Here is a 21,751-nt window from a genome sequence, read left to right on the forward strand (position 1 = left end):
GGGTGCGGTGAAGTCGTAGCCCTCCTTCGTCATTGCGAGCGCAGCGAAGCAATCCAGAAATGCTCCCATGGAAGCACTCTGGATTGCCTCGTCGCTACGCTCCTCGCAATGACAAGCCGCTCACAGCGGCGCAGCGCTCTCGCCCTGTGAACTCGACAGTTTTGAAGCCAGCGAGGCAATGACGATCACCACCGCGATGAGGGCGATCACCAGCGTGCAGATCGCATTGATCTCGGGCTTCACCCCGAGCCGCACCTCCGAGTAGATCCGGATCGGCAGTGTCGCCGAGCCGGGGCCGGTGGTGAAGCTCGCGATCACGAGATCGTCCAGCGACAGCGTGAACGCCAGCATCCAGCCGGCGACGATCGCCGGCGCGATCAGGGGCAGCGTCACGGCGATGAAAGCCCGCACCGGGTTGCAGCCGAGGTCCATCGCCGCCTCCTCCAGGGAGCGGTCGAGTGAGCCCAGACGGGACTGCACGACCACGGCGACGAAGCACATGGTCAGCGTCGTGTGGGCGATCGTCACGGTCCAGAAGCCGCGCTCGGCGTTCAGTGCCACGAACAGCAAGAGCAGCGAGAGGCCGGTAATCACCTCCGGCATCACCAACGGCGCATAGAGCATGCCGGAGAACAGCGTGCGGCCGCGAAACCGTTCGCCGCGTGACAGCGCCACGGCCGCGAGCGTGCCGAGCAGCGTCGCGATCGTCGCGGAGGCGACTGCGACCCGCAAGCTCATCCAGGCCGCCTCGATCATGGCACGGTCGTTGAAGAGCTCGCGATACCAGTGCAGCGACCAGCCGCCCCACACCGTCACCAGCCGCGAGGCGTTGAAGGAATAGAGAACGAGGATCAGGATCGGCAAGTAAAGGAACGCCAGCCCCAGCGCGAGCGAGGCGATGTTGAAGCGGGACAGGCCGGAGACCTTGCGCATCGCCCTACCTTCCCTGTTCGAGCTGCCGCTTCTGCAGCCGTTCGTATAGCAAGAGCGGCACCAGCAGCACGACGAGCAGCGCGATGGCCGCGGCGGAGGCGACCGGCCAGTCCTTGTTGGTGAAGAATTCGAGCCACAGGGTCTGGCCGATCATCAGCGAATTGGAGCCGGCCAGGAGATCAGGAATCACGAACTCGCCAACGATGGGGATGAAGCACAAGAGCACGCCGGCACCGACGCCGGGCAGCGACAGTGGAAAGGTAACGAGCCAGAACACCTGCCAGGGCCGTGCGCCGAGGTCGGAGGCCGCCTCTTCCAGCACGGGCTCCATCTTGGCGAGCGTGGCGTAGAGCGGCAGGATCATGAACGGCAAATACGAATAGACGATGCCGATATACATCGCGGTGTCGGTGGACAGCCACACCACGGGCTGGCCGACCAGATGCAGCGCCAGCAGGATCTGGTTGAGCAAGCCGTCGTGCTGGAGGATGTTGATCCAGGCATAGATGCGGATCAGGAACGAGGTCCAGAACGGCACGATCACCAGCACCATCGCCACCCCCTGCCAGCGCTTCGGCAGCCGCGCCATTCCGTAAGCGATGGGATAACCGATCAGGAGCAGCAGCGCAGTCGCCGTGATCGCGACGGTGAGGCTGCGCACATAGGCGAACACGTAGATGTCGTCGGAGCCGAGCAGTTTGAAATTGTCGATCGACAACGCTGCGAAGGCAGCCCTGAGCGCCTCCCATCCCGCCGTCAAATCGAACACGGGCTCGTAGGGCGGCTGCGCGATCGCGGTCTGCGACAGGCTGATCTTGAGCACGAAGGCGAACGGCACCAGGAAGAACAGCACCATCCAGACATAGGGCGCGATCGCGGCAAAGCGCGCGGGGCGCGCGAAGATGCGGCGGGAGCTCATGACGGCAGCACCACGCAATCGTCGGGCGTAAACCAGGCGACGACATGCTGGCTCAGGCTGTAGGCGTCAACGTCGATGCGTGCGCTGTTGACGACGGAAGCCTGCAGCATGCCGCCGGTGTCGAGCTTGATCTTGTACGTCGTGGTGCCGCCGAGATAGCAGATGTCCGCGACCACACCATCGAGCCGGTTGATCGCCGCCTCATGCCCTGCCTCGCTCACGGGGCCTCGGCGCGAGAGCTTGACCTTCTCGGGGCGGATCGCGACCGAAAATCTTGCCTCACCGACCGGCTCGCGCGGCTCGGCCACCACCAGCGGACCCGCATCACGCGTGCCGACGACCAGACGATGACCATCCCGCAATCTGGACTCGGCGTCGAACAGATTGATGTCGCCGACGAACTCCGCGATCCAGCGCGAGCGTGGCGCCTCGTAGAGCTCGCGAGGGGGCGCGACCTGGGCGAGCTTGCCTGATTTCATCACGCCGATCCGGCTCGCCATCGTCATGGCTTCCTCCTGGTCGTGGGTGACGATGATGAATGTCATGCCGAGCCGGCGCTGCAGCTCCATCAGCTCGCCTTGCGTGTTTTCGCGCAGCTTCTTGTCGAGGGCTGCAAGCGGTTCGTCGAGCAACAGCAGCTGCGGCCGGCGCGCCAGGGCGCGGGCGAGCGCGACGCGCTGGCGCTGGCCGCCGGAGAGCTGGTCCGGCTTGCGCTTCTCCAGGCCCTCGAGCTTCACCAGCGCGACCATCTCCGCAACGCGCGCCGAGATCTCGGCGCGCGCCATGCCGGCGCGCTTCAAGCCGAAGGCGATGTTGTCGCGCACGGAGAGATGCGGGAACAGCGCATAGTTCTGGAACATCATGTTGATCGGGCGCTCGTGCGGCAGCGCCTGCGCAATGTCCTTGCCGCCAAGCAGGATGCGCCCCTCGTCCGGCGCCTCGAAGCCCGCGAGCATGCGCAGCAGCGTGGTCTTGCCGCAGCCGCTGGGGCCCAGCAGCGCGAAGAACTCACCGGCCCTGATGTCGAGCGAGACGCCATCCACGGCCCGGAACGTTCCAAAGGACTTGGCGACGCCCTCGATACGCAGCAGCGCCTGCCCCGCTGCGGGATATGCATCTCCGGCGGCTGCACCCGCCGCCACATTCGTTCCGGGCAACTCTTCCGCCATGGTCCCTGCCAACCCCGATTCCGCCGCACGCTAGCGGCCGATCGGCCTTTGCTCAACCGGTTCGGGGAGGATCGTTCACATCACATTCGCCATGAACGCCGCCAGCGCGTCACGGTCGGCCACAGGCATGGTCAGGCCAAGCTTGGAGCGTCGCCACAGGATATCGTCCGGGAAACGAGCCCATTCGTGGGTCATCAGGTAGCGCACCTCGGCGCCAGTCAACTCAGGGCCGAAGATGGGGCCGAGTTCTTCCCGTGTCTTCGCCTCGCCGAGCACCGCCGGCAATCGCGAGCCATAGGCCGCTACCAGGCGCTGGGCCTCCGGCTCCGACAGAAAGCGCCAGCGGTCGCGCGCAAGGTCGACCTCGGTGTCGAAACGGTCCCAGGCGAAATCTCCACCTGGCAGCGCCGCGCCGGCGGTCCAGGGCGGCGACATCGGATAGAACGGGGTCAGCTTCGTCACCGCCCGCTCCGCTCGCAGCCGCGAGGTGGTGACATCGCCGCCGAACATCGTCAGTAGCGGCGCCTTGCCCCGGCGCGCATGGAACAGCGTCGTGCCGCCGCGCCCACGCGCGGACACCAGCGCCAGGTTGACGCCGGAGATAGTGCGGACCACGTCCGTCGGGGCGACGCGCTCGCGGAAATAGCGGCTGGCGGCCTCGCAGAGATAGCTGACGTCGGCGCCGGGCATCGCCACGATCGCGGGGTCGCCTGTGAAGGCATGCGTGACCGTGCCGATCAGCGTGAAATCGCGCTCGAACGGCCGGGCGAAGATCAGCCGCCCGTCATTGTTCTGAAAGACGTAGACGTTTTCGGAATCGAACAGGCGCGGCACGATGATCTGGCTCATCTGCGTGGCCGCCATTGCCGGCTGGGGCTGCCGCAGCACGGTGTCCGCGACGATCGGCGTCCAGCCGCCGGTGGCATTGGCCAGGGCCCGCGCCGTGATCGCGCGGCGATGTCCGCGATCGATCACCGCGAGCCGCCAGGTCTCGGTTCGATCGGCGCGGACGCAGCGCGCCCCGGTCCGGATCGCAGCGCCACGTTCGGCGGCATCCAGCGCCGTGAGCACGACCAGCCGGGAATCGTCGACGACGCAGTCCGAATATTCGAACGCCGTGCCGAAGGGACGCTTCAGTGCGTTGCCGACCGGATGATGCGTGATGTCGAGGGTCGCCGACGGCGGCAAACCGCCCCGGTTCGTGAGGCCGTCATAAACATACAGACCGACGCGCAGCAGCCAGGGCGGACGCTCCTCGGAATGCGCGGGGATCACGAAACGCATCGGCCGGACCAGGTGCGGCGCGATCCGGAGCCAGATCCGGCGCTCGGCGAGCGCTCGGCGCACCCGCCAGAAGCCACGGCGCTCCAATACCGACAGGTCGCCGTGGATCAGCCGCGGTGTCGCAGAGGACGCGGCGCCCGCGAGATCACCCTGCTCGAACAGAATCACGCGCAGACCGCGGCCGGCCGCATCGCGCGCGAGGCTGACACCGTTCAGGCCGCCGCCGATGATCGCAAGATCGTAGTCCGCCATGAAACCGTCGAGAGGGAGCGAAACGAAACGCTCTCATCCCTAGAGCTATTTCCGTTCCGATGAAATCGGAACGGGCTCCAGATTCTGGTTTTGACGCGTTTTCTTGACGCGAACCGGGATCCCCCTTCGCTCGAAAACGCACTAACCAGTCTTGAGCGCAAGCTCCATGGTCTCGCTGCGGCCGACGAGATCGGCGTATTTCCCGATCGGCAGGGGCTTGCCGAGCAGATAGCCCTGCACGCCATCGCAGCCCTCCCTGGCGAGGAAGGCAAGCTGTTCGACCGTCTCAACGCCCTCGGCGATGATCGACATTTCGAGGCCGTGACCGAGATCGATCACGGCGCGCACGATCGCCGCCGATTGCGGATTGCGGCCGAGATTGATGATGAAGGCACGGTCGATCTTGATCTTGTCGAACGGGAACGCCTGGAGATAGCTCAGCGAGGAATAGCCGCTGCCGAAATCGTCCATGGAGATGCGCACGCCGAGCGCCTTCAGCCGGCGCAGCAGGGCAAGGCCCCGGTCGAAGTCCTCGATCAGCACGCCCTCGGTGATTTCGAGCTCGAGCCGGCCGGGCGCGAGGCCCGTCTCGATCAGGATCGAATGGACGAGGCCGACCACGTCGCCGTGCATGAACTGCGCCGGCGACAGATTGACCGCGACCTGGAGCGGCTTCGGCCAGGACGCCGCCTCGCGGCAGGCCTCGCGCAGGATCCACTCGCCCATCTCGACGATCAGGCCGCTCTCCTCGGCGATCGGGATGAATTCGGCCGGCGAGACCTGGCCACGCACCGGATGCTGCCAGCGCGCCAAGGCTTCGAAACCGATGATCTCGCTCTCGGCGACGCTGAGGCCCGCGGCCCCCTGCGGCTGGAAGGCGAGCGAGAGCTCCCCGTTCTTGATCGCCATCGAGAGATCCTGGTGCAGCACGCGGCGATCGCGAATCTGCTGGTCCATCTCCGGCTGGTAGAGGCTGATCGTGCCACGCGACTTCTGCTTGGCGCGGAACAGCGCCGCACCGGCATTGGCGAGCAGCGAGGCGCCATCGGCGCCATTGTGCGGGAAAATCGACATGCCGGTGGTGACGCCGGCGCGAACCGGCCGGCCGTCGATCTGGAATTCCCGCGCGACGGCATCACCGATCTGCTGCGCGAGTGCGAGACCCGCCTCCGGCTGCTTGCCGTCGATGATCAAGCCGAACTCGTCGCCGGACAGGCGCGCCACCACGCCGCCCCGCGCGGAGTCCTGGAGCCGCTGGGCAACCTCGATCAGGAGCTTGTCGCCGAGCGCATGGCCGAAGACGTCGTTGACCTCCTTGAGCCCGTCGAGGTCGATGCAGAGCACGGCGAACTCCTCGCCGGTGCCTTCGCAGGCCTCGATCATCTGGGTCAGCGCCTGCAGGAAGGCGGCGCGGTTCGGCAGATCGGTGAGACCGTCGTGATAGGCCATGTGCGCCATGCGCGACTCGGTCTGCCGGCGGTCGGTGACGTCCTCATGGGTCTTGATCAGATATTGCGGCTCCCCGGCGTCGCTGAGCACCGTGGCGCGGCGGGTCAAAAACAGCCGCAGGCCGTCCTTGGTGGAGATCGGATGCTCCTCGGTGATCATCCCGCGCTTCTTGATCGCCGCCTCGTCGCGGGCGATGATCAGCTTGGCTTCCTTGGGATTGAAGATGTCGGACGCGGTCAGGCCCGTGGCTTCCTCGCGCCGGCGGTTGAGGATCGTCTCGGCGCTGCGGTTGGCGAGCAGGTAGCGACCGTCCTTGACCTGCTCCACGATCAGCGCGACCGGGATGTTGTCGACCACGAGCTCGAGGAACTTCTTGGTGCTTTCCAGCTCCTGCGACAGTGAGCGGCGGTCGGTGATGTCTTCGAACACCAGCAGCAGGAATCCGGGCCTGTTGGCTTCATTGCGGACCGCGATGCGGATCGAGGCGACCATGCGCCGCTCCCCGCCGCGCTCGACCTCGAACTCGTTGCGGAACTGGCCGTCCGGCGAATCGAGCGCCGCCCGGTCGGTCGCCTCGATGCTGGCCGCCGAGCGGGGCGCAAACAGCTCGCGCGCGTCCTTGCCGACGACATGGTCCCGCGAGAAGCCCCAGAAGCGCTCATAGGCGCTGTTGGCGAAGATGTAGCGGCCGTCCTCGATGTTCTTGGCGGCGACGCAGGCCGGCACGTTGTCCAGCACAGTCTCCAGGAATTGCTTGGTCGAGGCGAGTTGTTGCGACAGCCTGCGCTGGTCGCTGACGTCGAGGTGAGTCGCGACCGATCCGCCATTCGGCAGGATGAAATATTTCACCAGGATGGCCCGACCGTCGGGCAGCTCGGTGATCAGGCCATTGGGGCTTGCCGCCTTCTCGTAGAACTCGTCGTCCGAGACGCCGCCGAGGACGCCCCGCTTGCGCCTCAGCTCAAGGATGTCGTAGCCGGTCATGCCAGCCCAAAGGTCCGAGCGGGTCAGGCCGTAAATATCGAGATAGCGGTCGTTGCAGAAGATGATGCGCCGCTGTGCATCGGTCATCACCACGCCCTGGTTGAGATTGTTCATGGCGGAGGAGACGAAGGCATTGCGCCGCAATTGCAACCGCCGGGTCCGACGCAGCGCCGAATGGACCCACAGCGCGACGGTGGCCAGGAACGCGCAGACGACGACTCCCGCGATCAGGGCTTCCCAGACCAGGCTGGGATCGAGCGTGCCGAGATGGCTCGGCGCGGCGAGGCTGTCCTCGAACGCAAGGGCACGCGCAGGCGCGACCGCGCCGGCCAGGCACACGACGGCCTGCACAGCAATCGGAAGCGTGCTGCCCGCGTGCCAGTTCTTCTCAGCCATCAGCCACCCGCGATTTCAACGTCGGATTGTCTGGCCTCACGGGTTTGGATCGGGTAAACGCCTGTACGCGCAACAGAAAAATGTGACGCCAAATACGGCAATTGCCCTGACATGATAAATGCTTCCTTAACGGAAAACGGCCCCAAGCCCTCGTTCTCTGGTCCAAGGCCACCAGCGCTCCCAGCGGACGTCCTGCTCAACCATGGATAAGGTCGACTGCATCGTCGTCGGAGCCGGCGTGGTCGGGCTCGCGGTGGCACGGAAGCTCGCCCAGGCCGGGCGTGAGGTCATCGTGCTCGAGGAGGCCGAGGCCATCGGCACCATCACCTCCTCACGCAACAGCGAGGTGATCCATGCCGGGATCTACTACCGCGCCGGGAGCTGGATGGCGCGGATGTGCGTCAGCGGCAAGCACGCGCTCTACCGCTACTGCGGCGAGCGCGGCATCCCCCACAAGAATTGCGGCAAGCTGATCGTCGCCACCAATGCCAAGGAAACCGAGAAGCTGCAATCGATCAAGGCGCACGCCGAGGCCAATGGCGTGCTCGACATGCAGCTGCTCGCGGGCGAGGCTGCACGCGCGCTGGAGCCGGCCCTTGCCTGCGACGCTGCGCTGCTCTCGCCCTCGACCGGCATCATCGACAGCCACGCCTACATGCTCTCGCTACGCGGCGAGGCCGAGGGGGCCGGCGCTGCCTTCGCGTTTCATACCCCGCTGATCCGCGCCAAGGCGGCGGCCGGTGTCATTGAAGTCGAAGCTGGCGGCGAGGCGCCGATGACGCTGCAATGCAGCCTCCTCGTCAACGCTGCGGGACTCTCGGCGACGACGGTCGCGCGCAACATCGAGGGCATGCCGCTGGACCGGATTCCGCCGGCCTATCTCGCGAAGGGAAACTACTTCAGCTGCAACGCCAGGGCGCCGTTCTCGCGCCTGATCTATCCGGTGCCCGAGCCCGGCGGGTTGGGAGTGCATCTGACGCTGGATATGGCTGGGCAGGCGCGTTTCGGTCCTGACGTCGAGTGGATCGAGACGATCAACTACGAGGTCGATCCGTCACGCGCCGAGCGCTTCTACCCGGCGATCCGCAAATACTGGCCGACGCTGCCCGATGGTGCGCTGATGCCGAGCTATTCGGGCATCCGCCCGAAGATCGTGCCGCCGGCAGTGGCCACCCAGGATTTCCTGATGCAGGGCCCGCGCGATCACGGCGTTGCAGGCCTGATCAACCTGTTCGGCATCGAATCGCCGGGACTGACGTCCTCGCTCGCGATCGCCGATCACGTTGCCGAGCTCGCAAATATCTGAACCCCGCGCAAAGATCTTTGCACGGCTTCGCACCTTGCAGCAGGGAAGATGAGCGCAAAGGCTCTCATCCCTGCCTGAAAGGGTACGATCAACTCAACACTGTTACGGGGGTTACTAGTGGAGCGTATCGCCTTGCTTCAGACGCTCGATCTGGTCCTTGACCATCAACTTCCGGCGCTTCAACTCAACAATTTGCAGGTCGTCTGTTGAAAGGTGCACGAGTGCTTCGTGCAATTCGTTTTCGAGAAGTTTGTGCTTCCGCTCCAATTCAACAAGATGTGCCTGAATTGTCATTCGAAACCTCCTCGGTAGGGTTGAACCTCAGGATTCGATCCGGACAGCGAAGTCTACATCACCGATTCGTTCTGTCGATGGATATCCGTCGTCGCTTCGTCATTTTTGAAAATTCATATGTAATGAAGCGTGAGTACGGAACCGCGCGGGAAAAATCCATGATATCAATGCACTTGCGCAACGCCGCAGCGAACCGTTGAAATATCTTGCGAGAGATCGGTGCGTGGCGGCCCGAGATCGCTTGCGGTCACGCCGCGCAAGGACGATAATTTCCACAAGGCATCCACAGCCTTAATCTCACGCCTATCGGTTTTTCGGCCACCGCAGACATGACCCATGAAGACGAGCGCGAACTCGAAGCCGAGCTCGCCCGGTTGCAGCAGGAACACCGAGATCTCGACGCGGCGATCGATGCACTGCATCAATCGCCTGCCCCCGACCTGTTGCGGTTGCAGCGGCTGAAAAAACGCAAGCTGTTGTTGCGCGACCGCATCGCGTTCATCGAAGACCAGATCACCCCCGACATCATCGCCTAATCGTCCTCGCCGCGGTGGGTGTCGCGTCTCAACCCTCTTGACTCGAAAAGAACAAAATAGGAACATTCTGAACGCCCCCAGGAAACGCCCAAGGACAACTCAAAGGACCATGCAGATGTCGCCAACCGCTCTCTTGGACAACAGCCATTATGAACAGGCCTGCGATCAGGCGATCGCGATGTGCGACGGCAATCTGCGCAGCACCATCAAGGCGCTGATCATGGCCAACGAATATCTGGAGGCGGAACTGGAAGAATTGCAGGCGGCGATTTCAGCCGGCTGCATTCCCGAGACCTCCCGCAGCCAGATGCGGAGCAGGAACAGCGCCGCCTGAAGGGCGACGAGATTGGGAAGAATCGTCATCGCGCTTCAGGTTATTTTTCGAGCATGATCTCCGCGCGAACGCGTTCCGCGTTTGTCGCGACGGAAGCGCGCTTGTCCGGATCATGCTTTGGCTTTCAACATTGGAGCAACGCCATGTCGGACGTGACCTATTACGTTGCAATGCCCTTTTTGATTGATGCCGACGGATCACCCGTCGCAGGCGCGGCGGAGGAATGTCAGTCCTCGTCGGCAGCACTGCGCCGCGCCGAGATTCTGGCGCGCGGTGCCGGCCACATCGGCGCGGTCGCCTTCAGCCGCAGCGGCGATCCCATGACCGGCGAATTCGGCGACGCGACGCTGCTGCGCAAATTCGGCAACGTGCCGGAAGATCTCGCCACGCTGTAGGGATTGTCGTTTGGGTGTGAGCGCTGACGCGGCCCTCGAGTCAGGGTCTAAAGCGCGATGAGATTGGGATGAATCGTCATCGCGCTTTAGGTATTGTTTGAGCATGATCTTCCGGAAAACCGCTTCACACTTTTCCGGATCATGCGCTAGTTGCTGACGAGCCTGATCCGCGGCTCGTGCCGGCGGCGCGCCTTGCGCACATACATGGCGGCATCGGCCTCTTCCAGGGCACGGCCTGCGTTGGAGTGCGGGCCGAGCAACGCGACGCCGGCGGAGGCGCCTGCGGTCACGTGCTGGCCGCGGAAGACGAAGGACAATTCGTCGATCGCCTGCTCGAGGGTCGCGGCCTTCGCCTTGGCATCGGTCTCGTTGAGATTCCACAGCAGCAGCGCAAACTCGTCGCCGCCAAGCCGGCCGACCACGTCGGAGGCGCGGACCTGCCGCGTCAGCGCAGCGACGATCGCCTTGAGCACCTCGTCGCCGGCGGCATGGCCAAAGGAATCGTTGATCGGTTTCAGCCGGTCGACATCGAGCATGATCAACGCGCCAGTGGCGCGGTAGCGCTTCATGTAGGCGATGGCACGCCCGAGCTCGCGCTCGAAGCCGCGCCGGTTCGGAATGTCCAGCAGGAAGTCGGTGTCGGCAGCCGCCTCCAGTTCCGAAACCCGCAGCAGGGCCGCCTTGAGCTTGCCCTTGAGGTCGCGGATGGTCGCCTTGCTGTCGTCGGCCGCAGGCGCTGCGCGCGAGGCCAGCTTGGCCGGGCGATTCGCGGCGGCCTTGGATCGGCTGGCGCTGGCTTTCCGGCCCTTTTTAGCCTTCGCAGCGCTCGCCCTTTTTGGTTTCTTCATGGGCATCCTGCTCAATGAAGGCTTGCGGGGATTCACCAAGACAGGATAGTGCATTCCCTTCTCCTTGCCACCGCCTTGCGAGCCGCCGGCCGGAACCGTTAATCTGGCCTATGTTTCTGTTTTCCCGAGCACAATTGACGTCATGACCGCGCCGATCGCCATCATCATGGGAAGCCAGTCGGATTGGGACACGATGCGGCATGCCGCCGAGACGCTCGACGCGCTCGGTGTCGTCGCGGACACCCGTATCGTTTCGGCCCACCGGACCCCCGACCGGCTGTTTGCCTTCGCCAAGGGCGCCAAGGCGGAGGGTTACAAAGTCATCATCGCCGGCGCCGGCGGCGCTGCACATTTGCCGGGCATGGCGGCGGCGCTGACGGAACTGCCTGTGTTCGGTGTTCCCGTCGAATCGAGGACGCTCAAGGGCGTCGATTCGCTCTATTCGATCGTGCAGATGCCCGCGGGCATCCCGGTCGGCACCCTCGCCATCGGCAAGGCCGGCGCGATCAACGCGGCGCTGCTTGCGGCCGCCGTGCTGGCGTTGTCCGACCCGGCCCTGTCCGGCCGCCTCGCCGCCTGGCGCAAGGCGCAGACCGACGCGGTTGCCGAGCGTCCGGAGGACAAGGCGTGACTGACGCAAAGCAGGTGAAGCTGAAGCCCGGCGACACCATCGGAATCCTTGGCGGCGGACAATTGGGGCGGATGCTGGCAATGGCTGCGGCGCGGCTCGGCCTGCGCTGCCAGGTGTTCTCGCCCGATCCGGATTCGCCGGCCTTCGACGTCGTGCTGAACGCGACCTGCGCAGAATATGCCGACGTCGAAGCGCTGGAGCTGTTCGCCCACGACGTCGACGTCATCACCTACGAATTCGAGAACGTGCCGGCCGCCGCCGCGATGGTGCTGGATGCGCGCCGTCCGGTGCTGCCCAATCGCAAGATCCTCGAGACCACCCAGGACCGGCTCGCCGAGAAGGATTTTGTGACGAAGCTCGGCATCGGCACTGCGGCCTATGCCGACGTCACCTCCGTCTCCTCGCTGCGCGAGGCGATCCTGAGGATCGGGCTCCCGGCGGTGCTGAAGACCCGCCGCTTCGGCTATGACGGCAAGGGCCAGGCCATCATCCGCGAGGGCGACGACATCGCCAAGGTGTGGACCAGCCTCGCCACCAAATCGGCGATCCTGGAAGCCTTCATCCCGTATGAGCGCGAGATCTCCGTGATCGCCGCGCGCTCGGCCACGGGCGAGGTCGAGTGTTTCGACGTGACCGAGAACGAGCACCGCGACCACATCCTGAAAGTGTCGCGCGCCCCCGCGCCGATCCCGGACACGCTGGCGGACCAGGCGCGCGACGTCGCGAGCAAGATCGCGACCGCGCTCGACTATGTCGGCGTGCTGGCGGTGGAGATGTTCGTGCTCGCCAACGGCACCGGACCGAAGGTGCTTGTGAACGAGATCGCCCCGCGCGTGCACAATTCCGGGCACTGGACGCTGGACGGCGCCTCCGTCTCGCAGTTCGAGCAGCACATCCGCGCCATCGCCGGCTGGCCGCTCGGCAAGCCGGTGCGCCACGGCGAGATCGTCACCATGACCAATCTGATCGGCGACGAGATCAACGACTACGACAAATGGCTGACCGTGCCGGGCGCCACGGTGCACATCTACGGCAAGGGCGCGCCGCGCCCCGGCCGCAAGATGGGCCACGTCACCGAAGTCCGGCCCGCCAAGGACAAGTGAGGGACCGCAGCGGAAGCTGCGATCCCGTTCGCGGATTAGGCCGTCTTCACGCCCGCGACGACGCCGGCGGGCTCCTCGCTGAGCCAGCGATAGACCACTCCGCCCAGCGCGCCCCCGATCAGCGGTGCGACCCAGAACAGCCAGAGTTGCGCCAGCGCCCAGCCGCCGACGAACAGCGCGGGGCCGGTGCTGCGCGCCGGGTTCACCGACGTGTTGGTGACGGGAATGCTGACGAGATGGATCATCACCAGCGCGAGCCCGATCGCGAGCGGCGCGAAGCCTGCGGGGGCGCGGCCATGGGTGGCGCCCATGATGACGAACAGGAACATCATGGTCATCACCACCTCGGTGAGGAAGCACACCACCATGCCGTATTGACCAGGCGAATGCGCACCAAAGCCGTTCGACGCAAAGCCCTTGGTGACGTCAAAGCCCGGGGCGCCGCTGGCGATCACATAGAGCAGCGCAGCCGCAACGATCGCGCCGACGACCTGCGCGACGATATAGGGCAGGATCTGTCCGGTCGGGAACCGGCCTCCCGCTGCAAGACCGACCGTGACCGCCGGATTGAGATGGCAGCCCGAGATGTGGCCGATGGCGTAGGCCATGGTGACCACGCTGAGGCCGAAAGCCAGGGACACGCCGACCAGACCGATTCCGACCTGCGGGAAGCCGGCCGCGATCACGGCGCTGCCACAACCTGCGAATGTGAGCCAGAAGGTGCCGATAGCCTCGGCAGCATATTTTTTCATATCCATTGTCGTCCCCTGATTTCATAGATTCCGGAACAAAGCTCCGGCCGCGGCCGCGCCAAGGGCATCGAACCGCCCAAATCGGGACCGCCCAGGGCTATTTTCGCCGCATTTAATGGCTGAACTTGGCCCGAAACACCTCTTGGCCGGTGGACAATCCAGGTTTTGTCTGATACATCCGCGCCCTCAAGGTTAAGGGCTTGCGCGTTTTGCCATCCCCTTTGACTTACCAGAATTCAAATCCGATCCACTGAAGAGGATGCCGCGTGCAGGTTCTCGTTCGCGATAACAATGTCGATCAAGCCCTCAAGGCGCTGAAGAAGAAGATGCAGCGCGAGGGGATTTTCCGCGAGATGAAGCTCCGCGGCCACTACGAAAAGCCCTCCGAGAAGAAGGCCCGCGAAAAGGCCGAGGCCGTGCGCCGTGCGCGCAAGCTGGCCCGCAAGAAGCTGCAGCGCGAAGGCCTGCTGCCGATGAAGCCGAAGCCGGTGTTCGGCGCTGGTCCCGGTGGCGAGCGTGGTGGTCGTGGCGGCCCGGGTGCAGGTCCGCGCGGACCGCGCTGATCTTTCCGTATTTACCAGACTTCAGTTTTCGATGACGCGGGCCCAGAGCCCGCGTTATTATTTTGTAGCGGTGCCTTTCTGGGACGGGCACTTACCGATGCGGCACTAAAGCGCGATGAGGTTGATCATCGCGCTCTAGATTGTTGTTTGAGCATGATCTTTTCGGAAAACCGCGGCACACTTTCCGGATCATGCTCTAGCGCGAGCGAACCGTAGATGGCCCCCCCTTTCCCCAAGCGCGGCTTGGCGCGACGGCGCCCGATCTGGCGGCAGCCGCTCGCGCTGGCCCTGACGGGGATCGCACTGTGCGGCTGCTCCTTCGACTTGGGATCGCTGATGCCGGAGAAGGAGAAACCGCAGGAGGCACCGAAGGCGGCGGCGACTGCCGAGAGCGCGGCGGTCAGCGCCGGCAACGTCACCGAAGCCCAGGCCCACACGGCAAAGGCCCAGTCCCTCGCCAAGGCAGGCGAGACGGCGGCAGCGCTTGACGAGTTCAATCGCGCCGTCGGGCTCGATCCCTATAATGCGCAGGCGCTTTATGGCCGCGCGCTGATCTACCAGGGCAATAACCAGCACGATTTCGCCATCGCCGATTTCAGCGCGGCGAGCGGGCTCAACCCGCAAAAGGCCGAGCCGCTGCTCGGCCGCGCCACCAGCTATCTCGCGCTCGGCAAGGTCAAGGAAGCCGCGGCCGATCTGGATGAAGCCTCAGAGGCCGATCCGCACAATGTCCAGGTCTGGACCGCGCGCGGGCAAGCCTATGAGCGGCTCGGCGACCGGGCCAAGGCGGCGGCGTCCTACAACAAGGCGGTTGCCCTTCGTCCACGCGACGATGCCGCCCGCAGCGGCCTCGCCCGCGTCGGCGGCTGACAGGGCGGAAGAGGCGCCGTCTTAATCGGGGGTGGAGCTCTTCGGCAGGACGGAGTGGAACATCGACTTCATGCCCGACAGCATCTCGTCCGCGACGTTGGTCTTCTTCGGCCGAGGCATGGTCGCGCCGGCGTCGGCACGCAGGTCGAGCGGCGGCGCGATGACAGGCACGGGAATGTCAGCCGGCGGCGTGATCCGATTCGGGTCGTCGTTGCCGACCGAGGCCGTGTAGGACGGCTGCGAATTGCCATTGCCATACGCCTCGGGGGAGGGCGTGGACACCGTGATCGGCGGCGGCAGCGGACGCACCGCTGAAGGCTCCGTCGTGATGACGCGCGGGGCCTCTGGGACGCGGGCGGCTTCGCGGACGGCGGGCTCGGGGGTCCGCTCGACCGGCTTGGTCTCGGCAGCTTTGGCTTCGGCGGCTTTGCCCTCGGGCGACTTGCGAAGACGCTCGATGGCGGCACGCGCCAGATCGTTGGCGTCGGGGGCCGCAGCCTGGGATGCCGCAGCCGGCGCTGAATTGGCCTCCACCACCGGCGCGGTGGCCGCCGGGGTCGACTTCGCGGCCGCCTTCTCGCGCGCCGGGCGGCCGTGCGAGGCGGTCTCAGCCGGAGCAACGTCCGCAGCCTTGGTCTCGGCCTTGTCGGCAGGCTTCTCGGCCGCAGTCTTCTCCGTCACGCCCTTCTCGGAGACGCTCTTTTCAGGAATGCCCTTGGCCTTGACGCCGGGTGCGGGCAGGTTGGCGGTATCCGTCGGCTTGGCGCCCTTGCCGGTCTCGGCGGGCGCGGCGACGGCCGCGGGGCTGTCCGGCGCCGGCTTGGCGTTGATGTAGTGGTTAACGATATAGGCCCCGATGATCGTCGCGAGCACCGAGGGGAAAATATCCATCGAGATTTTAGCGAGGTATTTCAGCATTTCTCGGCCACTCCCCGCGCGACCAGATGCGGGAACTTTGGGGCAATTGTAAGGGATCAACTGCGACGGATCGATGGCAAAGGCTAACCCTACGCCTTCAGCTCGATCTCAAGGAACACGATCTCAGTTGAGGTTTCGTTAAGTACGTCGTGCTGGACGCCGGCCTTGCGGAAGTAGGATTTTCCGGCCGCAAGTTGCGCCTTGGATCGCTCGCCGCCGGGCGCCACGATGGTCATTTCGCCGGCGACGACGGGAACAATCACATAGTCCATCCCGTGGGTGTGGTGCCCGGTCGCGCTGCCCGGGGCGAGCCGCCATTCGGTCACCCGGACCTCTTCGTTGTCGATCTGGACTTCAGATTTGGCGGCAAGCATCGGGGGTTCCTTCTACGGCACGAAAACCATGAACACGTAGACGGCAAATACCACCATATGGACCAGGCCGAACAGGACATTGGTCCTGCCCGTGCCGAAGGTCAGCATGCTCAGGAAGAAGGTCAGCAGCAAAAGGACGCTGCCCTGGGCGCTGAGGCCGAGTTCGAGCTCCTTGTCGAGCGCGTAGGTGGCGACGCCGACGGCGGGGATGGTCAGGCCGATGGTCGCCAGGGACGAGCCGAGCGCGAGATTGATGCTCTTCTGGAGATCGTTCTTGCGGGCCGCCGCGATGGCCGCGACACCCTCCGGCATCAGAATCAGCAGCGCGACCAGAAGGCCGGCGAAGGCCGGTGGCGCGCCGATCCTGGCGCCCACGGCATCGACCACCAGCGAGAATTTCTTGGCCAGCAGCACGACCGCCAGCAGCGAGCCCAGGAGCAACACAACGGTGAGCGCGAGCGTCCCGGCCGACAGATGCACGGCCCCGCCCTCGCCTTCCGCCCGTTCATGAACGAAGTAGTCCTTGTGCAGAACCGTCTGGGTGTAGAGGAACACCGCGTAAAGCGCGAGCGTGACCACATCGACGAAGCCGAGCTGAACGGACGAATAGACCGGTCCCGGCGTGGTGGTCGTGTAGTTCGGCATGATCAGGGTGATGGTCGCGAGCGCGAACAGGACGCTGAGATAGACGTTGGCACCCGAGAGCTGAAAGCCCTGCTCGCGATAGCGCAGGCCGCCGATGAAGATGCAGAGCCCGACGAGGCCGTTACAGACGATCATGACCACGGCGAACACGGTGTCGCGCGCCAGTTCCGGGGCCGGCTTCTCGCCCAGCATGATCGTGGTGATCAGCGCCACCTCGATGATGGTCACCGAGAGCGTCAGCACCAGCGTGCCATAGGGCTCGCCGACCCGTTCGGCGATCACTTCGGCATGATGGACGGCGGCGAACACCGTTCCGAACAAGATGACCAGAAGGACGATGGCGAAGACGAGCCCGGCCAGCGACAGCGTGAAGACATAGTCCGTCGCGCTGACGGCTACGAACAACAGCACGGCCAGTGCCGGGAAGATCCAGGCCGACCGGGGCATCGGACTATGCGCGCTCATCCACTGGCTCCAGTGTTTCCAGCATGATCCGGAAAAGTGTGCCGCGGTTTTCCGAAAAGATCATGCTCAATCGAAGAGACCGAGGTGCGATGAGGCTCCATCGCATCTCGCGCGAGCAGTAACAAATCGGCCGTCAGATTCAATGCCAGTGCAGGATCGGCGCGATCGGCAGGACCGTCAGCAGCAGGAACAGCGGGATCAGCACCGCGCCGGCGCGCAGCAGATAGCCGAAGAAGCTCGGCATCTCGATGCCGTTCTCGCTGGCGATGCTGCTCACCATGAAGTTCGGCGCATTGCCGATATAGGTGAGTGCGCCCATGTAGACCGCGCCCATGGAGATCGAGGCCAGCGTGCCCGACAGGGCATGCATCAGCACTTGCGGGTCCCCGCCGGCCAGCTCGAAGAACAAGAGATAGGTCGGCGCATTGTCGAGGAATGCCGACATCAGGCCGGTGGACCAGAAATAGGCGGCCTCGCGCGGCGTGCCGTCCGGCGCCGTCACCGCCGACAACAGCCAGGCGAAGGCGCCGTGGTGGCCGGCATTGAGCATGGCAATGACCGGAATGATGGCGACGAAGATGCCCGCGAACAGCTTTGCGACCTCGCGGATCGGCTCCCAGGTGAAGCCGTTGGCCTGCCTGTGCTCGTCCGGCGTCAGCCACACCGACAGCGCCGCAATCGCCAGCAGCGCCGCGTTGCGGGCGGTATCTTCCAGCTCCAGCTTCGTTCCGAGAACGTCGAAGGCGATGCCGGGTCTCCACATCGCCGAGGCCAGCAGGCTGGCGACGATGGCCGCAATCAGCACCAGATTGACGAGGCCGCGGATCCGCATCGGCTTCCCTGGACCTGTGTCGCCGAGCGGCGGCTCGCTCCTGAAACGCCAGATGTCGACGGCGACGAAGATGAGGAGCAGCAGTCCGGCAACGATCATCGTCTGCAGCCAGATGTTCCGCGCGGTCCAGAAGAAATCGACGCCGTGCAGGAAGCCGACGAACAGCGGGGGATCACCGAGCGGGCTCAGCGCGCCGCCGACATTGGCGACCAGGATGATGAAGAAGATGACGACATGGGCGTTGTGGCGCCGCGGCCGATTGGCGCGGATCAAGGGGCGGATCAGGATCATCGCCGCCCCGGTGGTGCCGACGACGCTCGCCATCAGCGTGCCGAGCGCGAGGATGCCGGCATTCGCCGCCGGCGTGACCCTGATGTCGCCCGTGATGAGAATGCCGCCGGCCACGACATAGAGCGAGAACAGCAGCACGATGAAGCTGAGATATTCGGCGAGCATGGCGTGGGCCAGCGCGGCCAGCGTCGCCATGCCCCCTGCGGACAGCGCGAGCGAGCCGAGCGCCAGCAGCGACCAGGCCGCGGCGATCTTGCCGTAGTGATGGTGCCAGAATTTTGCGAACAGCAGCGGCCCGAGCGCGATTGACAGCAGCAGGCCGGCAAAGGGCAGCGCATAGGGCCAGCGCATCGCCGCGCCGTCGATCCCCGCCGCAGCCCATGCGGGCTGCGGCAACAGCACGAAAGGCGCGGCGACGACCACGCAGTTCCGCCAGGCCGGAAGCCGTCTAGGAAGCAATGAAGCGCCTCGCTGTCTCGATCGCGCCGAACGCATCGAGATTTTCGTGTCCGCCGCCCGCAAAGCGAACGAACTCTTTCGGTTCATGCGCGAGCGCGAACAGACGCTCTCCGAACGCGATCGAAATGGCAAGGTCATTGGTGCCATGCATCACCAGGAGCGGCACCGTGACGCGCGCGATCCGCTCGTCGGAGCGAAACTGATCGCGCATCAGGAGACGGACCGGGACGAAGCGGAACGCCGCGGCGGCGACGTCGGCGGTCGAGGTGTACGGCGCCTCCAGGATCAATTTGCCGACGGGATGTTCGGAAGCGATGGCAACCGCGACGCCCGTCCCCAGCGAGAAGCCCCATGCGACGATTCGTTCCGCGGCATAGCGCGCGGCGGTGAAGGCGTAGGCGGAAGCGGCATCGCGCAGCAGCCCCTCTTCGCTCGGCGCCCCGCTGGAGCCGGCGTAGCCGCGATAGGACAGCGCAATGAGGCCGGTACCGTCAGCCGTGATCGCCTTGAAGCGATCGATGCGGCCGGCGAGGAAATCGCCATTCCCCGGAAAGAACAGGATCACGGGACGACCGGGCTTCGCCGGGACGTGCCAGACGATCACCTTCTCGCCATCGGACGTGGTCAGGACATGCTCTTCCGCCTCGGGCAGGCCCGCGGCATCGGGCGCGGTGCGACCGACCGGCGGGATCGGAAACAGCATCTCGCGCTGGCGGACGTACAGCACGACGAGACCGGCAAGATAGACGGTCACGAGCAGGATGGCGATCCACTTGACGATGGTCATGATGAGGCGGCCCGTCTCCGCATCAGGGCTTGCGACGGCTCCGCAGCAATTTCATGACGTCGGGCCTGATGCTGGCGGGAACGTCGCGGCAGCCGCACGCTGCCTTGTGGGCGGCGTGCCAGGCGATGCGCTGCTCGCGCGTCGTCTTGGGGGGCATGCGATGGGACCGGTGCCATTCCTTGTTGATGGCCACGGTCCCTCCCGCGTTACATCGCCTTGACGATGTTCTCGGTGACCTTCTTGGCGTCACCGAGCAGCATCATAGTGTTGTCGCGGTAGAACAGCGGATTGTCGATACCCGCGTAACCCGACGCCAGCGAGCGCTTGATGAACATTACCGTGCCGGCCTTCCAGACCTGCAGCACCGGCATGCCGTAGATCGGCGAGGACTTGTCCTCTTCGGCCGCCGGGTTGGTGACGTCGTTGGCGCCGATCACGAAGGCGATGTCGGCCTGCGCGAATTCGGAGTTGATGTCCTCGAGCTCGAACACCTCGTCATAGGGCACGTTGGCTTCGGCCAGCAACACGTTCATGTGGCCGGGCATGCGGCCCGCGACCGGGTGAATGGCGTATTTCACCTCAACGCCTTCCTTCTTCAGGATGTCGGCCATCTCGCGCAGCGCGTGCTGGGCCTGCGCCACCGCCATGCCGTAGCCGGGCACGATGATGACCTTGGAAGCGTTCTTCATGATGAAGGCCGCATCGTCCGCCGAGCCCAGCTTGGCGGGCTTCTGCTCGCCCGTACCGCCGCCGGCCGCCGCAGTCTCGCCGCCGAAGCCGCCGAGGATCACCGAGATGAAGGACCGGTTCATCGCGTGGCACATGATGTATGACAGGATCGCGCCCGACGAGCCGACCAGCGCGCCGGTGATGATCAGCGCCGAGTTGCCCAACGTGAAGCCGATGCCGGCCGCGGCCCACCCCGAATAGGAGTTCAGCATCGAGATCACGACCGGCATGTCGGCGCCGCCGATCGGGATGATCATGAGCACGCCGAGCGCCAGCGCCAGGATGACGATCATCCAGAAGTCGAACGCGCTGCCGGACAGCACGAGGCCGACGATGAAGACGACCAGCAGGATGCCGAGCACGACGTTGATGACGTGGCGGAACGGCAGGATGATCGGCGCGCCGCTCATGCGCGCGGACAGCTTCAGGAAGGCGATCACCGAGCCGGTAAAGGTCAGCGCGCCGATGGCGACGCCGAGCGACATCTCGACCAGGCTCTGCGGATGGATGTTGCCGGGGGTGCCGATGTCGAAGGCCTCGGGCGCGTAGAACGCGCCGGCGGCGACCAGCACCGCGGCCATGCCGACCAGCGAGTGGAAGGCGGCGACGAGTTCCGGCATCGACGTCATCGGCACGCGCCGCGCAATCACCGCGCCGATCGCGGCGCCGATCGCGATGCCGACGATCACCAGCACCCAGGCCAGACCGTCGGCCGGCGGATGGTTGGCAAGCGTGGTGGCGACCGCGATCGCCATGCCGATCATGCCGAACAGATTGCCCTGGCGCGACGATGCCGGGCTCGACAGCCCGCGCAGCGACAGGATGAACAGCACTCCCGCCACGAGATACAGAAATGCAGAGAGGTTGGCGCTCATCTCAGGTCCCCATTGATCCCATCAGCCCGAGGTGGCCGCTTACTTCGACTTCTTCTTGTACATCGCCAGCATGCGCTGGGTGACAAGGAAGCCGCCGAAGATGTTGATGCAGGCAAAGATCAGCGCGACGAAGCCGAAGGCGCGCGCCCAGCCAGAGCCGCTGGAAACGTTGGCGACGCCGCCGGCCAGCAGCGCGCCGACCACGATCACCGAGGAGATCGCGTTGGTCACGCTCATCAGCGGCGTGTGCAGCGCCGGCGTCACCGACCACACCACGAAATAGCCGACGAAGACGGCGAGGACGAAGATCGACAGCCGGAAGATGAAGGGGTCGACGACCTGTGCAGCATGCTCCATG

Annotated in this window: 24 protein-coding genes; 8 read left to right on the plus strand and 16 right to left on the minus strand. The window is 65.1% G+C overall.

What is annotated here, in order from left to right; genetic code table 11:
- Positions 1–120: 120 nt before the first annotated feature.
- From A5906_RS32810 to A5906_RS32830, 5 genes are all read right to left on the minus strand, one after another.
- A complete protein-coding gene (locus tag A5906_RS32810; RefSeq protein WP_080139276.1) occupies positions 121–933 on the minus strand; it encodes an ABC transporter permease in 813 nt (270 codons plus the stop codon).
- A 4-nt stretch (positions 934–937) separates the two neighbouring features.
- Positions 938–1,852, minus strand: a complete 915-nt coding sequence (locus A5906_RS32815; RefSeq protein ID WP_080139277.1) for an ABC transporter permease — start codon at positions 1,850–1,852, stop codon at positions 938–940.
- On the minus strand, positions 1,849–3,021 hold the full coding sequence (locus A5906_RS32820) for an ABC transporter ATP-binding protein (RefSeq protein ID WP_080139278.1): 1,173 nt from the start codon (positions 3,019–3,021) through the stop codon (positions 1,849–1,851). The genes A5906_RS32815 and A5906_RS32820 overlap by 4 nt, the downstream gene beginning before the upstream one ends.
- Positions 3,022–3,096: 75 nt before the next feature.
- The gene (locus A5906_RS32825) at positions 3,097–4,557 is read right to left on the minus strand and encodes a glycerol-3-phosphate dehydrogenase (RefSeq protein ID WP_080139279.1); all 1,461 of its coding nucleotides are present in this window, start codon (positions 4,555–4,557) and stop codon (positions 3,097–3,099) included.
- Positions 4,558–4,698: 141 nt separating this feature from the next.
- Positions 4,699–7,386 (minus strand): sensor domain-containing protein, encoded by a 2,688-nt coding sequence (locus A5906_RS32830; RefSeq protein ID WP_080139280.1) that lies wholly within the window; start codon positions 7,384–7,386, stop codon positions 4,699–4,701.
- Between the two features lie 202 nt (positions 7,387–7,588).
- Between A5906_RS32830 and A5906_RS32835 the strand changes: the two genes are divergently transcribed.
- Positions 7,589–8,692 (plus strand): NAD(P)/FAD-dependent oxidoreductase, encoded by a 1,104-nt coding sequence (locus A5906_RS32835; protein WP_080139281.1) that lies wholly within the window; start codon positions 7,589–7,591, stop codon positions 8,690–8,692.
- Positions 8,693–8,806: 114 nt separating this feature from the next.
- On the opposite strand, the gene A5906_RS32840 is transcribed toward A5906_RS32835, so the two are convergent.
- Positions 8,807–8,986 (minus strand): YdcH family protein, encoded by a 180-nt coding sequence (locus A5906_RS32840; RefSeq protein WP_025034152.1) that lies wholly within the window; start codon positions 8,984–8,986, stop codon positions 8,807–8,809.
- A gap of 329 nt (positions 8,987–9,315) precedes the next feature.
- Between A5906_RS32840 and A5906_RS32850 the strand changes: the two genes are divergently transcribed.
- From A5906_RS32850 to A5906_RS32860, 3 genes are all read left to right on the plus strand, one after another.
- On the plus strand, positions 9,316–9,522 hold the full coding sequence (locus A5906_RS32850; protein WP_027545541.1) for a YdcH family protein: 207 nt from the start codon (positions 9,316–9,318) through the stop codon (positions 9,520–9,522).
- 115 nt (positions 9,523–9,637) lie between these two features.
- Positions 9,638–9,856, plus strand: coding sequence for a hypothetical protein (locus A5906_RS32855; RefSeq protein ID WP_080139340.1), 219 nt, complete (start codon positions 9,638–9,640; stop codon positions 9,854–9,856).
- Positions 9,857–9,999: 143 nt separating this feature from the next.
- Positions 10,000–10,251 carry a hypothetical protein gene (locus A5906_RS32860; RefSeq protein ID WP_018641549.1) on the plus strand — a complete coding sequence of 84 codons (252 nt, stop codon included), beginning with the start codon at positions 10,000–10,002 and terminating at the stop codon, positions 10,249–10,251.
- A gap of 146 nt (positions 10,252–10,397) precedes the next feature.
- Here A5906_RS32860 and A5906_RS32865 read toward each other — a convergent pair whose 3' ends face one another.
- Complete coding sequence (locus A5906_RS32865) at positions 10,398–11,099, minus strand: GGDEF domain-containing protein (protein WP_080139282.1); 702 nt, start codon at positions 11,097–11,099, stop codon at positions 10,398–10,400.
- Between the two features lie 142 nt (positions 11,100–11,241).
- On the opposite strand from A5906_RS32865, the gene purE reads away from it, so the two are divergent.
- Both purE and A5906_RS32875 read left to right on the plus strand, forming a co-directional pair.
- Complete coding sequence (gene purE, locus A5906_RS32870; protein ID WP_080139283.1) at positions 11,242–11,730, plus strand: 5-(carboxyamino)imidazole ribonucleotide mutase; 489 nt, start codon at positions 11,242–11,244, stop codon at positions 11,728–11,730.
- On the plus strand, positions 11,727–12,833 hold the full coding sequence (locus A5906_RS32875; RefSeq protein ID WP_080139284.1) for a 5-(carboxyamino)imidazole ribonucleotide synthase: 1,107 nt from the start codon (positions 11,727–11,729) through the stop codon (positions 12,831–12,833). Before purE ends, A5906_RS32875 begins: the two co-directional genes overlap by 4 nt.
- A 35-nt stretch (positions 12,834–12,868) precedes the next feature.
- Here the strand turns inward: A5906_RS32875 and aqpZ are convergent, their stop codons facing one another.
- Entirely contained in the window at positions 12,869–13,591 is a 723-nt protein-coding gene (gene aqpZ / locus A5906_RS32880) for an aquaporin Z (RefSeq protein ID WP_080139285.1), read from the minus strand.
- 260 nt (positions 13,592–13,851) lie between these two features.
- Between aqpZ and rpsU the strand changes: the two genes are divergently transcribed.
- Positions 13,852–14,148 carry a 30S ribosomal protein S21 gene (rpsU, locus tag A5906_RS32885; RefSeq protein WP_027545547.1) on the plus strand — a complete coding sequence of 99 codons (297 nt, stop codon included), beginning with the start codon at positions 13,852–13,854 and terminating at the stop codon, positions 14,146–14,148.
- Positions 14,149–14,364: 216 nt separating this feature from the next.
- The gene (locus A5906_RS32890; RefSeq protein ID WP_080139286.1) at positions 14,365–15,018 is read left to right on the plus strand and encodes a tetratricopeptide repeat protein; all 654 of its coding nucleotides are present in this window, start codon (positions 14,365–14,367) and stop codon (positions 15,016–15,018) included.
- 21 nt (positions 15,019–15,039) lie between these two features.
- Here A5906_RS32890 and A5906_RS32895 read toward each other — a convergent pair whose 3' ends face one another.
- From A5906_RS32895 to A5906_RS32925, 8 genes are all read right to left on the minus strand, one after another.
- Complete coding sequence (locus A5906_RS32895; RefSeq protein ID WP_080139287.1) at positions 15,040–15,936, minus strand: hypothetical protein; 897 nt, start codon at positions 15,934–15,936, stop codon at positions 15,040–15,042.
- 89 nt (positions 15,937–16,025) lie between these two features.
- The gene (locus A5906_RS32900; RefSeq protein WP_080139288.1) at positions 16,026–16,310 is read right to left on the minus strand and encodes a cupin domain-containing protein; all 285 of its coding nucleotides are present in this window, start codon (positions 16,308–16,310) and stop codon (positions 16,026–16,028) included.
- Between the two features lie 12 nt (positions 16,311–16,322).
- A complete protein-coding gene (locus A5906_RS32905) occupies positions 16,323–17,420 on the minus strand; it encodes a calcium:cation antiporter (protein WP_080139289.1) in 1,098 nt (365 codons plus the stop codon).
- A gap of 139 nt (positions 17,421–17,559) precedes the next feature.
- Positions 17,560–19,038 carry a sodium:proton antiporter gene (locus A5906_RS32910; RefSeq protein WP_080139290.1) on the minus strand — a complete coding sequence of 493 codons (1,479 nt, stop codon included), beginning with the start codon at positions 19,036–19,038 and terminating at the stop codon, positions 17,560–17,562.
- Complete coding sequence (locus A5906_RS32915) at positions 18,992–19,789, minus strand: alpha/beta hydrolase (RefSeq protein ID WP_080139291.1); 798 nt, start codon at positions 19,787–19,789, stop codon at positions 18,992–18,994. Before A5906_RS32915 ends, A5906_RS32910 begins: the two co-directional genes overlap by 47 nt.
- Before the next feature lie 22 nt (positions 19,790–19,811).
- On the minus strand, positions 19,812–19,982 hold the full coding sequence (locus A5906_RS43365; protein ID WP_167523735.1) for a hypothetical protein: 171 nt from the start codon (positions 19,980–19,982) through the stop codon (positions 19,812–19,814).
- 13 nt (positions 19,983–19,995) lie between these two features.
- On the minus strand, positions 19,996–21,393 hold the full coding sequence (locus tag A5906_RS32920; RefSeq protein ID WP_080139292.1) for an NAD(P)(+) transhydrogenase (Re/Si-specific) subunit beta: 1,398 nt from the start codon (positions 21,391–21,393) through the stop codon (positions 19,996–19,998).
- Positions 21,394–21,432: 39 nt separating this feature from the next.
- Positions 21,433–21,750 (minus strand): proton-translocating transhydrogenase family protein, encoded by a 318-nt coding sequence (locus tag A5906_RS32925; RefSeq protein WP_014492434.1) that lies wholly within the window; start codon positions 21,748–21,750, stop codon positions 21,433–21,435.
- Between the last annotated feature and the right edge of the window lies 1 nt (position 21,751).

This window comes from Bradyrhizobium sacchari, assembly GCF_002068095.1.
In the GTDB taxonomy this organism is placed as follows: domain Bacteria; phylum Pseudomonadota; class Alphaproteobacteria; order Rhizobiales; family Xanthobacteraceae; genus Bradyrhizobium; species Bradyrhizobium sacchari.

What these genes read in the sequence shown, in the direction of transcription:
- A5906_RS32810 (WP_080139276.1), bottom strand. Translation starts at nt 933, where the DNA reads ATGCGCAAGGTCTCCGGCCTGTCCCGCTTCAACATCGCCTCGCTCGCG.
- A5906_RS32815 (WP_080139277.1), bottom strand. Translation starts at nt 1,852, where the DNA reads ATGAGCTCCCGCCGCATCTTCGCGCGCCCCGCGCGCTTTGCCGCGATC.
- A5906_RS32820 (WP_080139278.1), bottom strand. Translation starts at nt 3,021, where the DNA reads ATGGCGGAAGAGTTGCCCGGAACGAATGTGGCGGCGGGTGCAGCCGCC.
- A5906_RS32825 (WP_080139279.1), bottom strand. Translation starts at nt 4,557, where the DNA reads ATGGCGGACTACGATCTTGCGATCATCGGCGGCGGCCTGAACGGTGTC.
- A5906_RS32830 (WP_080139280.1), bottom strand. Translation starts at nt 7,386, where the DNA reads ATGGCTGAGAAGAACTGGCACGCGGGCAGCACGCTTCCGATTGCTGTG.
- A5906_RS32835 (WP_080139281.1), top strand. Translation starts at nt 7,589, where the DNA reads ATGGATAAGGTCGACTGCATCGTCGTCGGAGCCGGCGTGGTCGGGCTC.
- A5906_RS32840 (WP_025034152.1), bottom strand. Translation starts at nt 8,986, where the DNA reads ATGACAATTCAGGCACATCTTGTTGAATTGGAGCGGAAGCACAAACTT.
- A5906_RS32850 (WP_027545541.1), top strand. Translation starts at nt 9,316, where the DNA reads ATGACCCATGAAGACGAGCGCGAACTCGAAGCCGAGCTCGCCCGGTTG.
- A5906_RS32855 (WP_080139340.1), top strand. Translation starts at nt 9,638, where the DNA reads ATGTCGCCAACCGCTCTCTTGGACAACAGCCATTATGAACAGGCCTGC.
- A5906_RS32860 (WP_018641549.1), top strand. Translation starts at nt 10,000, where the DNA reads ATGTCGGACGTGACCTATTACGTTGCAATGCCCTTTTTGATTGATGCC.
- A5906_RS32865 (WP_080139282.1), bottom strand. Translation starts at nt 11,099, where the DNA reads ATGAAGAAACCAAAAAGGGCGAGCGCTGCGAAGGCTAAAAAGGGCCGG.
- purE (WP_080139283.1), top strand. Translation starts at nt 11,242, where the DNA reads ATGACCGCGCCGATCGCCATCATCATGGGAAGCCAGTCGGATTGGGAC.
- aqpZ (WP_080139285.1), bottom strand. Translation starts at nt 13,591, where the DNA reads ATGGATATGAAAAAATATGCTGCCGAGGCTATCGGCACCTTCTGGCTC.
- A5906_RS32890 (WP_080139286.1), top strand. Translation starts at nt 14,365, where the DNA reads ATGGCCCCCCCTTTCCCCAAGCGCGGCTTGGCGCGACGGCGCCCGATC.
- A5906_RS32895 (WP_080139287.1), bottom strand. Translation starts at nt 15,936, where the DNA reads ATGCTGAAATACCTCGCTAAAATCTCGATGGATATTTTCCCCTCGGTG.
- A5906_RS32900 (WP_080139288.1), bottom strand. Translation starts at nt 16,310, where the DNA reads ATGCTTGCCGCCAAATCTGAAGTCCAGATCGACAACGAAGAGGTCCGG.
- A5906_RS32905 (WP_080139289.1), bottom strand. Translation starts at nt 17,420, where the DNA reads ATGAGCGCGCATAGTCCGATGCCCCGGTCGGCCTGGATCTTCCCGGCA.
- A5906_RS32910 (WP_080139290.1), bottom strand. Translation starts at nt 19,038, where the DNA reads ATGCGTTCGGCGCGATCGAGACAGCGAGGCGCTTCATTGCTTCCTAGA.
- A5906_RS32915 (WP_080139291.1), bottom strand. Translation starts at nt 19,789, where the DNA reads ATGACCATCGTCAAGTGGATCGCCATCCTGCTCGTGACCGTCTATCTT.
- A5906_RS32920 (WP_080139292.1), bottom strand. Translation starts at nt 21,393, where the DNA reads ATGAGCGCCAACCTCTCTGCATTTCTGTATCTCGTGGCGGGAGTGCTG.
- A5906_RS32925 (WP_014492434.1), bottom strand. Translation starts at nt 21,750, where the DNA reads ATGGAGCATGCTGCACAGGTCGTCGACCCCTTCATCTTCCGGCTGTCG.